Origin of the sequence: Tardiphaga alba (assembly GCF_018279705.1) — a bacterium.
GTDB lineage: Bacteria > Pseudomonadota > Alphaproteobacteria > Rhizobiales > Xanthobacteraceae > Tardiphaga > Tardiphaga alba.
This window is the reverse complement of the sequence record NZ_CP036498.1, coordinates 4,006,296-4,019,242: the sequence shown is the minus strand read 5'-3', so window position 1 is coordinate 4,019,242 and position 12,947 is coordinate 4,006,296. Positions and strand designations below refer to the sequence as shown.

The window sequence follows — 12,947 nt, the reverse complement described above, 5'->3', positions numbered from 1 at the left end:
GCGCTCGCAGAAGCGCGCAGCCTATAACCTCCGCAGCATGCCCGCTGCTCAACCCTCCAAGTTGCAAGGCGCCTTCCCCAGGGGGCCTTTTCTTTGTCCTAACGAGCGAAAGCCCCGCTGGGGCAACGGGGCTTTCAACCAGGCTGAGGGTTGAGCGGGTTGGGGACCGCTCAACCAAGAGACGTACAATCGTCGGAATGGTTTCAACAGAAACCCCGCCGCCCGGGGGAATTGCGGACAGACAGGGCTTCCGGGGCGGAAGCGACCCCGCCCAAATATCAATCAGACGCTTGCTACGGCGTTCCCGCATAGCGAGCATTGCGGCAAAATGCGCCAGTCCTGAAACCGGCGGCCTCGTCACGCGTAATCCGCTGAAAACCGGAGGCTGGCATGGGCGATGAGGACGCGGAGAGGCGGGATAAGCTGCTGAAACTGGAGGATAGCTTGTGTGACCTTCAGGTGCTGGCCGTGGAGGCCGGGGTGGAGACCACTTCAGCTCTCTTGCGCATGGCCATCCTCGATGTCCGGCAGGCTATGGGTTTCCGAAAGAAACTCGATGGATAGGTGGACCCCGCCGCCCGAGCACCAACCAGAACGACGGAGCTACTCCCACTGAGCAGAGGGATCGACTGCTCACGTGGTCAATCCGGCCCTTCACAACCTGTTCCTTGCAAGCAAGAAAAGCCCCGCCGAAGCGGGGCAGGTGGGAATATCGGGAGGGCTAAGACACTCCGGACAGCCAACTCCCGCATATCACACCACGTTCCGGTCAGGATTTTTTCTTCGGGACTTTCTTGCCCTTTTTGCGGGCTTTGGACAGGCCGATTGCGATAGCCTGCTTCTTGCTTTTCACCTTGCCGCCTTTTCCGCCGGGGCCGCTCTTTGCCGTCCCCTTCTTGGTACGGTGCATCTCCCGTTCGACTTCCTTGCCGGCGCTCTTCGAGTATTTGCGCTTGGCCGCCTTCTTCGTCTTTTTCGTCGTCGTCTTCTTGGTGGTCTTCTTCGCCGACTTAGCCTTCTTCGCTTTCTTCGCCATGAGGCTTCCTCTCGATTGATAGCGATGACCAATCGATAAAATTACGTCCAAGTTCCCTGGATGGCGCAGGCACCCGTCCAGCACTCAAACCTCTCAATGAGCACAGTGTCTCCAAGCGGCCTTTAAGCCGCAAGGGCGGGAGGACGTGGGGAGGTCCGCCTAAAGGCGAACGGGCTTTGATAATCGCCTAGTTTATCCGCGCAGGCTGCGTCCACTCCTTGGCCGTCTCGTCACTTGCGGCTGGCTCGTCTGGCTCACAGTGCTCAATGCGGTAGCCGTCGAACAGCACGGTCTTGCCTCCGGTCGAGTCCGTCAGCCCTGCCTCTTCTGCGTGTGCCCACGCGGCTTCGTAGGTGTCAAAATCTCGGCTGAGTTTCTTGTCATCGTCGAATAGAGCGTATGGCATGCATGCCTCCGGAGTTTGGAAGGTAAGGCTGTCTTCTCGGAAACGTTTCACTTCTCTCGAAAATAATAGAGCGCGTTTAGTCGCAACGATGCTGCTGCACATGTATTGGCCACACGCAAACAAGGAGACACACATGCGTAAGATGGCAATTGCATTCTCAGCAGTCGCAGCGCTTGCGACGGCGGCGGCAGTTACTCCGGCCGAGGCACGCGGCGGCAGAAATGCTGCGGTCGGCTTCGGTGTAGCGGCGGGCGTTCTCGGCGCGGCAGCAGTCGCGAACGGCGCCTATGGCGGGTACGGCTACGGATACGGCCCTCGCTACGGTTACTATGGCGGCGGCCCCTATGCTTACTACGACCGTCCTTATTACGGCCCGCGTCGCGGTTGGCGCCATCGCCACTATCACGGTTGGTAAAGAGAAGCCCGGCAATGCCGGGCTTTTTCTTTGCTATGCTGCTGCGCTTGCTTTGAGGTCGTCGTTCGCGGGCATGTCGAAAAGGCTGCTCTCAGAGAGGTTTGCTTTCACCAGCACCTCCGCCAACACCGGGCTCACCGAGTTGCCACACATGCGCACCTGCGCGGCCTTGGAAAGCTGCTTGCCGTCCTTCGTGCGGTCGATGATGTAGGAGTCGGGGAAACCCTGAGCGCGGTACAGCTCTCGCGGCGAAAGCATTCTCATGCCGATGTCCACGATCTGATATTCGACCCCATTCACCATCACCAGTCCGAAGCGATCCTTTGTCGTCACGGTGTGTAGGGGCTCTTCTAGACGTGGATCTTGGTCAGTCCCGAAATACTTCACGAGGAAGGCGCGCACCTCTGCGAGATGGGGCGCTCCGGCAGTGATTGTTCGAGCTGGCTCCCCTGCTTTCTGACCGACGCTCTTTCCCTTCATATTCATGAGACAGGCGCTCACCAAACCCATCGCATGACCATTGCCGCCCTCGCGCTTCTGAAAGCCGCCTGCGGTGATGGTGTGAAGTGGTTCGTCAATCGCGGAGCCGGTAGCGCCGGTTCGGAATTTCGTGATGTGAGCGGTGACGAGGCTGTGATGGTCGGCGGTGGTCACGGTACCGGTGGGCACGTCAACGGTAATTCCAACAACGCCGCCGTAGTGTTTCGCCAAGAATGCCGACACGAGTGCATGCTTCTGGCCGCCAGCCACCACAGTCCCAAGGGGCTTGTCTAATCCCGGCACGCGCGGTGACTGACCTTCGCGTTCGCCGTATCCGGTCTGAATCAGGGTTGGGCTTGCAAGGGCAAACGTCCCGCCCTTGGTCATAGCTGTCACGGTGCGGAGCGGGTCACTCACGCTGCTGACGCCATTGGGATTGCTGCTGTTGGCAATCTCCACGATGAAAGGCTCGGCGTTGTCGATGACATAACGCTGAATTCCGCGGGCGATACGACGAAGGGTGTTCTCCGCCAGCGGGCGAGAACGCTCAAAGATGCTGGGGCAAGGAATGCTCCAATCAATGATGTCCGCCGCCGTGCGGTACGGAGAGAGGCCGGAGCCCTTCTTGCCGTGCGTGGGCTTCGGCCAGACAATCGCCTTGCCGTCGCGGCGCGCGATGAGGAAGAACCGCTTGCGGATAGAGACTGGCGACGGCACCGCCGGCCTCGATGAAGTGGCTGTAACGGCCACGGTTGTTCGCAAGCTGAAAGCTGATGCGCTCAAGCATGATGATGTCTCTGATGATGAGTGAGACAGCAATGCTGACGCAATAAATCGTATACCGCAGCTTCTATTTGTCGCCTAGCGGTCAGACGCCGATGCACTGACACTCCTAGCATGGATGGTCCACAGAGGAGGAGAAAGTGTCGATCCAAGATTTCAGTGATAACACCAAGGCCAATATCGAAATCGCGCTCGACCGCGCATGCTCGTTACTGCCCGGCGAGAAGGCCAGCTCGCATGAGACAAGGGCCTATATCGCGCAGCAGATCCTTGATGCTGCGCACAATGGCCACCGTACCTTGACCAAACTGACGGAAGCAGGACGCCAGGCCGTGGTCGATTTGCGGTCGGCGCACTGAGGCAGAAATGCAGATCGGTTACGCGTCGAACTGGAGCGGCGATGAACGTATCGCGTACGACCACTCCACCCCGCTTCGACGGGGTGCGTCCGCAGTGAGACGCGGCTCGGAACAAAAACAAAATCTCCGCAATAATCAGAAAAACAGGGAGGATCGCAATGTCAACCGAGCCCGCTGCTGTCGAACTGCCGTCCGCCGAAGCCCCGCCACTCGTAACCGAGATGTTCGGCAATCGAACCGTCTTCGAGATGGAGATGGCGCTCCAGAAGGCTTGCGAGGTGCTAAAGCCCGAACTCGACACCCACGAGAACCGTTGTTTCATCGCTCGTAGCATCCTCGCCCGTGTGGGCGGCGGTGAGCGGACATTCGGCGGGATGGTGTCCGCCGGTATGGCAGCGGTCGAACAGCTCCGTCAACGACAGGAGCAGATTTGAATTACATCTCGTTGTCTTGCGAGACGAGAGGATAGGTGCCGACTGGCTTGATGCTGCGACGGGCCATGCGCTCGGCTATGTCCAGCAGCTTCTGGCGCCGCTCGGGCTCATGAATCTGGAGAAAAGCCGAAACAAGGCGTAACGCCTCGTCGTCAGGCACCCGGCCAATATTCCTCATGTCCAACCCCTGCGCCCTGCAATGGCTTCTCTTGGCCAGCCGGGAGTGCGCGCACGGTATCCCGGCGCGGGATGTTCGCAAGTTAAATCGCGCGTTTTGCGCACGGCTCAACCGCTTGTGACAATTCCGCACCGGCGTGTGGCAAACAATCCTGATTGACCGATAAGCCGACGTGACTCACCTTGGCTGTGACGGCTAGGGCGTGCGAACGCAATAGCCTGAAAGCGAGCTTTACCTCACGGTCTTTCCCTCGTTGCCGTCGTCCATTTGAGAAACCCGTGGGTGGACAAACAAGAAGGAAAGCTCGTCATGTGGCAAAGTCTCCCGCCATCCCCCTCTACACCGACGCGTATCTAGCCGACACGCGACATCTCACCTCCGCGCAGCACGGGGCATATCTCCATTTGCTGATGATGGCCTGGCGCCAGCCTGATTGTGCGCTTCCGAACAATGACGAGACACTGAGCCGCTGGGCTTCCATGGATCTGCGCACCTGGCTGCGCAACCGTGATGTAGTTATGGCCTTCTGGAAGGTGATGCCTGACGGCAAATGGCAGCAACCAACTCTCCGACGAACGCCATCATGCTGAAGATAGACGTGCGAAGAATGCGCAAGCTGGCAGGTCTAGTGCTTTGAAAAGACAGGGAAGGCATTCAACGGATGTTCAACCAGACGCCAACCAGAATCCAACTAACCCAACCCCAACCCCTAATACAGATACTGAAGTATCTGTAAGCGAGAATGTAAAACCAACGAAAGTCTCCCGTCGTGGATCAACGCCTCTCACAAGTATTGCAGTCCTTCTCGAAGACCTTGTTACAATCCCCGACGATCTCCGTTACCGAGCCAGCAGACACGTTGACCCAACCGTCATCGATGACGAGTGGGCGCGGTTCCGCAATCACCACATCAGCGTCCGCTCCAAGCACACTCGCCTTGATCTTTGCTGGGACACCTGGTGCCGTAACTCGGCCCGGTTCGCCGCAAGAGGCCCTGGCACTCGTCCGAGATCAGCCGGACAAGGCGGCAATGGCAGCCGTGACGTCATGGCTTCCGCAAAGCGTGCAGCACTGGCTGAACTCACTGGACAGCGCCCCGAGGGATTGGGAGGGGAGGCTGCTTTCACCAGTTACCCCGCCGGCCCTGACGCCGGAATTGTCAGACGGGCTGAGGCAATCCCTATGGGTTCTGGACAAGGTGACCAAGCCGAGCCGGGAAGACATGCCCGCGTTGCTGGACCTGATCCAGACACTGCTGACCGGGCATAAGTGGCGCACCTTCGGCGGCGAGGAAAACGTGAAGATGAACCTCAAGATCTGGTGCGAAGCAGTAGGAGATTTTCCGATGTATGCTGTGGAGAAGGCAGTTCGATGGTCGCTTATGGGGGAGGCAAAGGAGCCGAGTATCGCCGAGTTCGTGGGAAGTGTGAGAACGGCGACGGGCTACCGTGTGCTAGAGCGAAAACGCCAACTGGTGGGCTTGTCCGATGATGCAGCTTGAACTCTTCCTCGGTGAGTACGGCGAGACTGCCGAGAACATCAAACAGCTTCAGAAAGAAGCGAAGCAGGGCTACCCGCCGCCGTTCGTGCCGTATCAGAAGCCAAAGCCGATTGATCCCTGGCCGCCGCACATGCGGTTCGATTAGTCCGGCGGATGCAGGCCGCTGCTCACCCAGGGAGAGTGCGGAATCTTTGGTGATTTGACCGTTTGCTCGATGACACGTCCGCAGTCTACGCACTCAAACAGGCGCGTCTCTCGTGAGCCTGAAATCGGAGTGATTCGCATGAGCGAAGTCCGACCTTTGCACTCAGGGCAATCCGGTCGAACAATGTGAGGCGTATTCGGAAGCATGAGGTTCTTCGCAATTGGATGAGGGCGAAGCGAGAACTCTCATCAGGTTCGAATGCGTTGACCGTATCCGCCGTTTGGGAACCGCGCAACGCGCGCTTTTGACACCCGTGCTCAAACTTCCCGCACTGCGGGAACGAAGCATACAATTGACAGTTCTGTGACGCTGAGCAGCATCACTCGCGGAGGGCTCCGTGCCCAAAGTTCTTGTCGTCGAAGACGAATTCCTTATCATGATGTGGGTTGAGGACGCCCTCCGAGATGCCGGCTACTCTGTCGTCACCGCCTCGAACGCTGATGAGGCAATCGACATCCTTGAGGGGGATACGGAAGTCCGCATCGTATTCACTGACATTGATATGCCGGGGTCGATGGACGGGCTGAGGCTGGCCGCGGTCGTTCGTGACCGCTGGCCACCCGTCTACATCATTGTCGCCAGCGGCAAGCATCGGCCCGTTGCGGGGGAAATGCCCTCGGAAGCGGTTTTCCTGCCAAAGCCGTACCTGTCAGTGGATATCCTGACCGCGCTCAACGTAGCCGCGCGCCGCTGATTTTAGAGTCGGAACAATTGTTCCTTCCATGCGTTCCTCCGGATGCAGAGGAGCGCGTGATGACGCCCCATCGCAATCCAAATGATGCCGTTCGCAAAGCAGAAGGAATGCTCGATGCTTTCTGCTTCAGCACCGAAAGGGGAACGCCAGTGGATAATCTCTCCAACCGGGGCCAGCCGGATCGCAGCAAGATCAATATGAACGAGGACCACGAAGTCAGATACTGGACGCATGAGCTGGGCGTCTCAAAGGATGAGCTTCAAAGGGTCATCGATAAGGTCGGAAACTCTGCCGCAGCCGTTCGCAAGCAGTTGGCAGCATGAAGCCGGTTGTCCGCCGTTGGACTGACGAAGAGATTGAAAAACTCAAGGCGCTCGCCGCACAAGGAGCCTCTGCGCTTCGTTGCTCGGCCGCCCTGAACCGGTCGTCTTCGTCTGTGACCAAAACAGCCAGCAAGCTTGGTGTGGAGCTTCGGGGCGTCCGCGCGGTCAAAGCTGACTACCGGCAGGAAGTTGAGAAAGCTGAGCGTGACCTGCCAAAAGGCTCGCGCCGGAACGACGGATCCCGTTTAGCTTGACTCTATCGTTCTGTTTTTGTTCTATGGGCCATCATCAGGATTTGGCTCATGAAGCTCGACCACATTAAGGCCGAGATCGCCCGCATGCGCGTGCAGATCAAACGGCAGCAACGCGACATCCTTGACCTTCAGCGGGCAGGCATTCCGACCTCATCGGCCATTGCCTTACTGGAGCGCATGCAGAACAAGACCGACGAACTGATTGGCGAGCGCAATCGGCTGACCGGTGAGGCGAGGGTGGCTGATCAGCACACCTATGCCAGCGGCAAGGCCATTCGTGGCGTCCCGTCTCATCGCAGAATTTAAGCTCTTTATTCCGGTGGCTTGAGTTCGCTTTTCAACCAGCCCTCGGTCTTCTTCATTGGATCGGGCTCGATGATGGTGTGAACCTGCAAACACTTCGCACAATCGTAAGTGTGCGCGACAAACCCCGGTTTCGACGGAGCAGAGCGAACCGATGTTGTCGGCGACTGACATTCTGGACAGGGCGGTGTTCTCGTATGCGGCATAGCTTGGAAAAATAGCCGATTTCGATGGCTGCATAAATACTGTTTTGGCTGAGCCGTGGTTATCCGTCGCGGTCAGCTTGGTGCAGGAACGAAGGCGTCTCCTCGTTGCTTGTCCCGTATGAATTCTCATTCTGTACACATTCCTCCCGCGGCGATCCTCATGGAAGAGGCGATCCAGATCGCGTGGGATTATCTCGAACGTACAGGTGAGATCGATGATCCCGACACCTGTAGCCAGCTATTGCTCCACGCCGTCGAGAGCATGCTGCGTCAGGGCGTGACCAGCCGGCTTGTGCTCTCGAACAAGGCCATCTCCTGGTATCAACGCTACAAGCTCAACCGTGACGTCGATGTTGCAGCTGGGTTGTCAGGCTAAGAGATGTGGCGCATCATTCTTGAATGGATCGGACCAACACCGCCAAAAAGCCTAGAGGAGGGCGACGGCCTGGTGCTGGGCGTCCTCGCGCTTCTGGTCGTTACGGTGAGCCTACCCTTCCTGTTCGGATTCCTATCAGCCTGATCCTTCCCGTGCGCCGCCTCTTAGAGCTTGGCCCGCGCAAGCTTGCTCTCATCGATATGCACCAATGGAATGCGCCCGTGAGTGGGGCGTAAGTACGTGCTCGGCCTGGATCTTGGGACGTCGCTCGGCGTTGCTAGGCTATTCACTGATGGAGAGATCGATGCCCAGACAGTTTGGCTTGAAGCAACAATCGGCGCTCGCACGGTCGGCGTCGCCGGGATCGTCAAACGCTTCGCCGGACCTGACTGCATCGGCGTCTGTATTGAAGAGCCATTCTCCGGACAGTTCTCCAGCGTCAAAGCGCTCTTCCCTATGCTTGGAGCTGCCATCCTCGCCTGCGAGCTGGAGGGGCTCCCGTGGTCGGCAGTCCATCTCTCTCGACTGAAGATCCACGCGACCGGGAAGGGGAATGCCAAGAAGCCTGAGATGCAGGCTGCCGCTAAGGAGCGCTGGGGCGTTTCGTTGAAGGAAGATGAGGCGGATGCAAGCTGGGCCGCCGCATACGCGATGGATAGCAACCTGTTCGTTTAGGGCGAACGTCTCGACGGAGAGCGGCATGGCTCAATCTCGATACGAACGAAACGTCGGCTTGATGATCCTGGCGGGGTGCCTTGTCGTAGGCGGCGGAATGCTCGGTTACGTCGTCTGGGATGCAATCGCGGACGAAGACGTGGGCATTCAGAGCGTACCAATCGCCCTATGGATGTCGGCTATCGCACTCTTGGTGATGGCTTTGATTTACGGCGTGGTCTATTTCCGAGAGCGGGCTTCCAGCAACCGCCAATCCTCGGATTATTTAAAGCGATGAGACTTCTTCACGGCTGATTTTTTGCCAGGGGGAGCTTTTCTCGGCGAAGGCGCGAGAATCTCACCAACGACGGGCTTTCTCGACGCCTTTTTGACCGCCTTCTTCGGGACTTTGGCTGCTGCCTTCTTGGCCATGGGGGCTCCGTTGCTCTCCGTGTCGCAGGCAGCGTGCCTGATTCTCTCTAAGCCTGCTTTTACATCTCCACTGCCGCCTCCGCCTGGCGAATTGCCGCGGCCCGCTCCATCTCCGGCGTGCTGTTCAATTGATGGAAGGCGGCATAATGGTAAGCGCGCTCGCGTGCCTGCGTAACTGGAATGTCCCAAGCCTTCGCCAGGCAATGGATTTCGTAGTCGCTCTCGGGTGAGATGCTGACCGTCATCGAGCAATACGCCTCGTTCAACCAGCATAAGAAGGTCAAGCCGACCGACTTCATTGAGGTGGGCGGCCCATTCGCTTCCCGGCGCCGGGCTCAGAGGCGTGTGTCTCAGCTCGCGGGCCGTGACCAGCGCCTGCGCGACGAACGGCGCAAACGGGTGCGTGGCGGCGCCCGCTAACCCGCCGCCGAGGCCTGCGACATTTGCGCTGAGCAACCAAATCTCAACGCCGATGTTGTAGGCCATCGTCGGCTGTGGAGATGAGTTATGCGTACCATCGTTCTGTGTGTCGGCTTCCTGACCCTTGCCGGGTCGGCCTCGGCACAAACAATCCTTTCCCGTGAACCTCACACCCTGAATCCGTTCGCCGTGGTCTACGTCCAGGGCGGCAATTGCTCGGCAGGGAAGGTGATGAAGGTGACGGGGATGGATCGGCGCCTGCGGAAGCGGACATGTGTTACGCTGGATACCGCGAGCGTGGCACCTGGCTCCAAGCCGTAAAATTCTTCCGGTTGTATTTACGGTCGATTTATCCAGTCCGTTGACGCGGCGGAAAGCGGTACATGCTTCGTTGAGGGCAGGAGGAGCCCAGATGATCCGTGCATCGCTTGTTGCATCCGTTGTTCTGTTGAGTGGTCCTGCTCATGCGGGCTCCGTCGTGGATTTGTCGGCACCGCAGCAAGGACCGTTTCCGTCCTACCTTGACCTGAATGACGGGAAACCCAGCAGTTGGGGTGAGACCCGTTCCCGGAAAGAGGTATCCGCCGAACCGGCGATCCGGGTCAACATGCCGGCTCCGCTTCCGCTTTCTTCGCTGGTGACGCCGGCAAAATCTGCGCCTACCCCAGCTCGGACTTCGTCGTCCGCTTCTGGCTCCAGCACACTTGTCCTTGTGAGCAGCACCCAGCGCGAAACAGTTAGACCGCAGCCTGCATCCAGGGGCTTTGGCGTCGGCCGACGACGCCGATAGTCAGAACCGCTTAGAAGCATTCAGCTGGCGCGTTCCCGCTAGAAGGATGATAGGGAGGACGCTCTTGCGAATCCTTTAAGCTAAGCTGATGCTTGGCCCTCATAGACGCGGCCAGACAGTCTTGATGTCAGGCCTGCCCACTGCTCTTCGTAGTCGTCTTCACGTGCGCGTTGCCCGAACGTCAGGCCAAGCGCATAAGAGAACGCGCTCAGGTCTTGACCGAGCCGTCCGAATGATCTGCATATGGCGTGCAGCTCGGCGCAGTGGAACGGGCGTGAAGGCCTCAAGATGCCGTTCGGGTTAAAGATGGCAGGACGAAGGGCCAAACGCTTCCCTTCTGCTGCATGAACATCGGTGAGCACCTGGAAGTGGGCAATCTGATTTCTCTTCGTTCGTCGCTTATCAGCCTTTTTCATCAACAGCTCCCAAATGCCGAGCAAACGCCGCCGCGGGTCAGTCAGTTCATTTGTCATGCCCTCGATAACGCGAAACCGTACCGCAGCGTTTGTGATGTTGAATTTCCCCTCCGAAAGATTGACGGAGTAGAACGAGGCCTGCACCGCGAGATTTGCCTGTCGCTCCTCATTTGGTTTGGCGATTGCCGTACTGAAGACTCCGTACAAGGCGTCTTCGACATGAGACCACTGCGCGATGCATCTGCCAAGGTTAGCGTAAAATAGGTCTTGCTCCTCGTTGATATTCATTCTCTCGCTCTCACTCAGACAATCTTTTCCGGTATCATATCTTCAAATTTGGGAAGGTCGGCGTGCCGAGCTGCCTCCGTAGATGACAGGCTACCGGGGTCAGCCGTCCCCTCTTCGAAAGAGCGTATGCGCATCGCCACGTGATAGAGGTCTGCGTTGAATTTGTAAGCGAGGGCCGCGCTGGTCGCGTACGCGATGCAAACCACAGAGTTGGGCGCCGCATTCTCCCATACAATCTTTTTCTCGTCGTGAACCATCGAGTGAACCTTGATGATGTCAGCGGCGATGTGAACATCGAGCAACCCCAGCTTGCCGATATTTTCTTTGTAGAAGGGTGCCTTGAAGCCGGCGATGGTGAATTCTTTGATTGTCGCCGGAGAGTTATGTTCATGCATGCTTTGTAAAGCAGCGCAAATTGCCTGTGAGATTGCGCACTTGTAAATGCAGACGAATGCAGAGAGACGATTTCGGCTCGAAGGCCGGACAGTAACTGACGTCGTGCTCGGTCTTCGGCGTCTTTTGCTGCCTTTTGCTCCAGCTCGTATCTGTGCAGCCTGGCGTCCTGCTCGATCTTCGATTGGTTTTCTTGAGACCGGATGAGGTTCTTGAAGCCGCGGTTGGTCTGCCATCCTACGACGCCCAGACCCACGACGGCGCCCAGAAGGGTGGCCAGTCCAGGGTCGATCCTCGCGCCGAGTTGCGATCCAAACCACAGGAGGTTTGGGATCAGGACGGCGATATTGGCGAGGAGCGCGACGCGTAGCTCGAATGGTAGCCGATTGAAACGGGATAGCATGCCCTGCCCAGCGCGAATCGAGGTGTTTACGCCGGGCAGTTTACTGAAGGTTGTGGGGAGCGCATACGCCGGGAACAGGTTAGATTGCCACGCGTACCTATGCGTTGCTGTCGCGACGAGAAACCGGCAAAACCGCCGCGTCCATCATCCCCGTTAGGGCCGGTTGACACCCGGCGTATGCTGCCTTGGCAATGGCGCTGACCTGAAAAGGTTTCAGGCGGCCATCTTCTGACAGGACTCGGCGCAAGCCCGGCAGGCAGCGACGCATTCATCCATGTCCCCGATGCGCTCGCAGTCCTTTGCGCACTCCGCACAGATCTCCGCGCACTCGCGGCAAGTGTGCTTATGATGGGGCGTTCCGATCAGCATGAAGTGGGCTGACGTCCGGCACATCTCTGCGCACGCCATCATCAGCCGAAAGTGATCGGGCTCTGTGTGCTCGCCGCCCATCTCCAGGCAGTGATTCATCGCCATGCTGGTGCAGGTCTTGTAGCAGGCGAGACAGGCTTCGATGCAGCTCTTCATCTCTGCTGATTGCATTGTGTTTTCCTTCAGCTCTTATCGCCCAGGTGCCTTTGGTGCTTCTGGCCCGGCGCCACCTTGCCGGTTTTCTCCTCCTCCCGTGTGGGAGGCTGGGGCTGATCCTTCGAACTTGGGTCACGTGCCCGTTCCTTGGTTTGCGGCTGCTCCTGGCTCTTCTCGTCCAGGGTTATGTCCTGATCAGATTTCGCCATGGCTTCCTCCAAAGAAAAAGGCCCCGGCGAACCGGGGCCAACCAGATTAAACGAATGGAGTTCCGTAATAGTCGTCCACCTTGCGGTAGCGACCGGTGTCCTGCCAGTCCCAATCCGCTTCGTTGCTGTACTTAGGGGCACCTTCGAGCTGATCCTTGGTCACATTGGTCAGGTAACCACCCAGCTCGGTGTCATACTTCAGCGTCTGCCACGGAAGCGGGTAGTGGTCATCGCCAATCCCGAAGAAGCCGCCGAAGCTGAGCACGGCGTATGAAGCTTTGCCGCTGACCTTTTCGAGCATAACGCGCTCGATGGAGCCGATCTTCTCGCGATCAGGGCCATACACCGCGGTGCCGTCGACCTTGTCGGTGCCGATGAGATTGCCGGTTTCACGTTCACCCATGATTGTCCTCCCTTGGCTTGTGTGGCGGTAGAACAGGGGGGTGTCTGCTTCGTTCCTCGAC

Annotated in this window: 25 protein-coding genes and 1 pseudogene; 15 read left to right on the top strand and 11 right to left on the bottom strand. The window is 58.2% G+C overall.

The features are described 5' to 3' along the window. Window positions 1-390: 390 nt before the first annotated feature. Window positions 391-564, top strand: coding sequence for a hypothetical protein (locus tag RPMA_RS19210; RefSeq protein ID WP_211909273.1), 174 nt, complete (start codon window positions 391-393; stop codon window positions 562-564). A 208-nt stretch (window positions 565-772) separates the two neighbouring features. Here RPMA_RS19210 and RPMA_RS19205 read toward each other — a convergent pair. Then, window positions 773-967: pseudogene (locus RPMA_RS19205) on the bottom strand (DUF6496 domain-containing protein); the annotation flags it as partial. Window positions 968-1,223: 256 nt separating this feature from the next. After that, on the bottom strand, window positions 1,224-1,442 hold the full coding sequence (locus tag RPMA_RS19200; protein WP_211909271.1) for a hypothetical protein: 219 nt from the start codon (window positions 1,440-1,442) through the stop codon (window positions 1,224-1,226). Between the two features lie 133 nt (window positions 1,443-1,575). Between RPMA_RS19200 and RPMA_RS19195 the strand changes: the two genes are divergently transcribed. Beyond that, window positions 1,576-1,857: a hypothetical protein gene (locus tag RPMA_RS19195; RefSeq protein WP_211909270.1), complete on the top strand. Its 282-nt coding sequence runs from the start codon at window positions 1,576-1,578 to the stop codon at window positions 1,855-1,857. Between the two features lie 33 nt (window positions 1,858-1,890). On the opposite strand, the gene RPMA_RS19190 is transcribed toward RPMA_RS19195, so the two are convergent. Further along, complete coding sequence (locus tag RPMA_RS19190; RefSeq protein ID WP_211909269.1) at window positions 1,891-3,054, bottom strand: DNA cytosine methyltransferase; 1,164 nt, start codon at window positions 3,052-3,054, stop codon at window positions 1,891-1,893. Between the two features lie 206 nt (window positions 3,055-3,260). Here RPMA_RS19190 and RPMA_RS19185 point away from each other — a divergent pair, with 206 nt between their 5' ends. Next, window positions 3,261-3,479 carry a hypothetical protein gene (locus tag RPMA_RS19185; protein WP_211909268.1) on the top strand — a complete coding sequence of 73 codons (219 nt, stop codon included), beginning with the start codon at window positions 3,261-3,263 and terminating at the stop codon, window positions 3,477-3,479. A 158-nt stretch (window positions 3,480-3,637) separates the two neighbouring features. Further along, window positions 3,638-3,913 carry a hypothetical protein gene (locus RPMA_RS19180; RefSeq protein ID WP_211909267.1) on the top strand — a complete coding sequence of 92 codons (276 nt, stop codon included), beginning with the start codon at window positions 3,638-3,640 and terminating at the stop codon, window positions 3,911-3,913. Window position 3,914: 1 nt separating this feature from the next. On the opposite strand, the gene RPMA_RS19175 is transcribed toward RPMA_RS19180, so the two are convergent. Continuing rightward, complete coding sequence (locus RPMA_RS19175) at window positions 3,915-4,091, bottom strand: hypothetical protein (protein WP_211909266.1); 177 nt, start codon at window positions 4,089-4,091, stop codon at window positions 3,915-3,917. A gap of 188 nt (window positions 4,092-4,279) precedes the next feature. Between RPMA_RS19175 and RPMA_RS19170 the strand changes: the two genes are divergently transcribed. From RPMA_RS19170 to RPMA_RS19125, 10 genes are all read left to right on the top strand, one after another. Next, window positions 4,280-4,681, top strand: a complete 402-nt coding sequence (locus RPMA_RS19170; protein WP_328516578.1) for a DUF1376 domain-containing protein — start codon at window positions 4,280-4,282, stop codon at window positions 4,679-4,681. Window positions 4,682-5,121: 440 nt separating this feature from the next. Further along, window positions 5,122-5,592, top strand: coding sequence for a hypothetical protein (locus RPMA_RS19165; protein WP_211909264.1), 471 nt, complete (start codon window positions 5,122-5,124; stop codon window positions 5,590-5,592). Continuing rightward, a complete protein-coding gene (locus RPMA_RS19160; RefSeq protein WP_211909263.1) occupies window positions 5,579-5,737 on the top strand; it encodes a hypothetical protein in 159 nt (52 codons plus the stop codon). Before RPMA_RS19165 ends, RPMA_RS19160 begins: the two co-directional genes overlap by 14 nt. Before the next feature lie 397 nt (window positions 5,738-6,134). Further along, window positions 6,135-6,491, top strand: a complete 357-nt coding sequence (locus tag RPMA_RS19155; RefSeq protein ID WP_211909262.1) for a response regulator — start codon at window positions 6,135-6,137, stop codon at window positions 6,489-6,491. A 149-nt stretch (window positions 6,492-6,640) separates the two neighbouring features. Further along, the gene (locus RPMA_RS19150; RefSeq protein ID WP_211913736.1) at window positions 6,641-6,814 is read left to right on the top strand and encodes a DUF3606 domain-containing protein; all 174 of its coding nucleotides are present in this window, start codon (window positions 6,641-6,643) and stop codon (window positions 6,812-6,814) included. Then, window positions 6,811-7,068 carry a hypothetical protein gene (locus RPMA_RS19145; RefSeq protein ID WP_211909261.1) on the top strand — a complete coding sequence of 86 codons (258 nt, stop codon included), beginning with the start codon at window positions 6,811-6,813 and terminating at the stop codon, window positions 7,066-7,068. Before RPMA_RS19150 ends, RPMA_RS19145 begins: the two co-directional genes overlap by 4 nt. Window positions 7,069-7,116: 48 nt before the next feature. Next, window positions 7,117-7,374: a hypothetical protein gene (locus tag RPMA_RS19140; protein ID WP_211909260.1), complete on the top strand. Its 258-nt coding sequence runs from the start codon at window positions 7,117-7,119 to the stop codon at window positions 7,372-7,374. Window positions 7,375-7,737: 363 nt separating this feature from the next. After that, window positions 7,738-7,953: a hypothetical protein gene (locus tag RPMA_RS19135; RefSeq protein ID WP_211909259.1), complete on the top strand. Its 216-nt coding sequence runs from the start codon at window positions 7,738-7,740 to the stop codon at window positions 7,951-7,953. Window positions 7,954-8,193: 240 nt separating this feature from the next. Beyond that, the gene (locus RPMA_RS19130) at window positions 8,194-8,628 is read left to right on the top strand and encodes a RuvC family protein (protein ID WP_211909258.1); all 435 of its coding nucleotides are present in this window, start codon (window positions 8,194-8,196) and stop codon (window positions 8,626-8,628) included. Between the two features lie 25 nt (window positions 8,629-8,653). After that, window positions 8,654-8,905 (top strand): hypothetical protein, encoded by a 252-nt coding sequence (locus RPMA_RS19125; RefSeq protein WP_211909257.1) that lies wholly within the window; start codon window positions 8,654-8,656, stop codon window positions 8,903-8,905. Here the strand turns inward: RPMA_RS19125 and RPMA_RS19120 are convergent. Both RPMA_RS19120 and RPMA_RS19115 read right to left on the bottom strand, forming a co-directional pair. Then, window positions 8,890-9,039, bottom strand: coding sequence for a hypothetical protein (locus RPMA_RS19120; protein ID WP_211909256.1), 150 nt, complete (start codon window positions 9,037-9,039; stop codon window positions 8,890-8,892). The genes RPMA_RS19125 and RPMA_RS19120 overlap by 16 nt on opposite strands. Window positions 9,040-9,098: 59 nt before the next feature. After that, window positions 9,099-9,284: a hypothetical protein gene (locus RPMA_RS19115; protein ID WP_211909255.1), complete on the bottom strand. Its 186-nt coding sequence runs from the start codon at window positions 9,282-9,284 to the stop codon at window positions 9,099-9,101. Between the two features lie 262 nt (window positions 9,285-9,546). Here RPMA_RS19115 and RPMA_RS19110 point away from each other — a divergent pair, with 262 nt between their 5' ends. Further along, window positions 9,547-9,780 carry a DUF6719 family protein gene (locus RPMA_RS19110; RefSeq protein ID WP_211909254.1) on the top strand — a complete coding sequence of 78 codons (234 nt, stop codon included), beginning with the start codon at window positions 9,547-9,549 and terminating at the stop codon, window positions 9,778-9,780. A 549-nt stretch (window positions 9,781-10,329) separates the two neighbouring features. On the opposite strand, the gene RPMA_RS19105 is transcribed toward RPMA_RS19110, so the two are convergent. From RPMA_RS19105 to RPMA_RS19085, 5 genes are all read right to left on the bottom strand, one after another. Continuing rightward, on the bottom strand, window positions 10,330-10,953 hold the full coding sequence (locus RPMA_RS19105; protein WP_211909253.1) for a hypothetical protein: 624 nt from the start codon (window positions 10,951-10,953) through the stop codon (window positions 10,330-10,332). Window positions 10,954-10,967: 14 nt separating this feature from the next. Beyond that, the gene (locus RPMA_RS19100) at window positions 10,968-11,348 is read right to left on the bottom strand and encodes a hypothetical protein (RefSeq protein WP_211909252.1); all 381 of its coding nucleotides are present in this window, start codon (window positions 11,346-11,348) and stop codon (window positions 10,968-10,970) included. A gap of 614 nt (window positions 11,349-11,962) precedes the next feature. Next, window positions 11,963-12,289, bottom strand: a complete 327-nt coding sequence (locus tag RPMA_RS19095) for a four-helix bundle copper-binding protein (protein ID WP_211909251.1) — start codon at window positions 12,287-12,289, stop codon at window positions 11,963-11,965. 11 nt (window positions 12,290-12,300) lie between these two features. Next, window positions 12,301-12,483: a hypothetical protein gene (locus RPMA_RS19090; RefSeq protein WP_211909250.1), complete on the bottom strand. Its 183-nt coding sequence runs from the start codon at window positions 12,481-12,483 to the stop codon at window positions 12,301-12,303. Window positions 12,484-12,529: 46 nt separating this feature from the next. Beyond that, a complete protein-coding gene (locus tag RPMA_RS19085) occupies window positions 12,530-12,886 on the bottom strand; it encodes a PRC-barrel domain-containing protein (RefSeq protein WP_211909249.1) in 357 nt (118 codons plus the stop codon). Window positions 12,887-12,947: the final 61 nt, after the last annotated feature.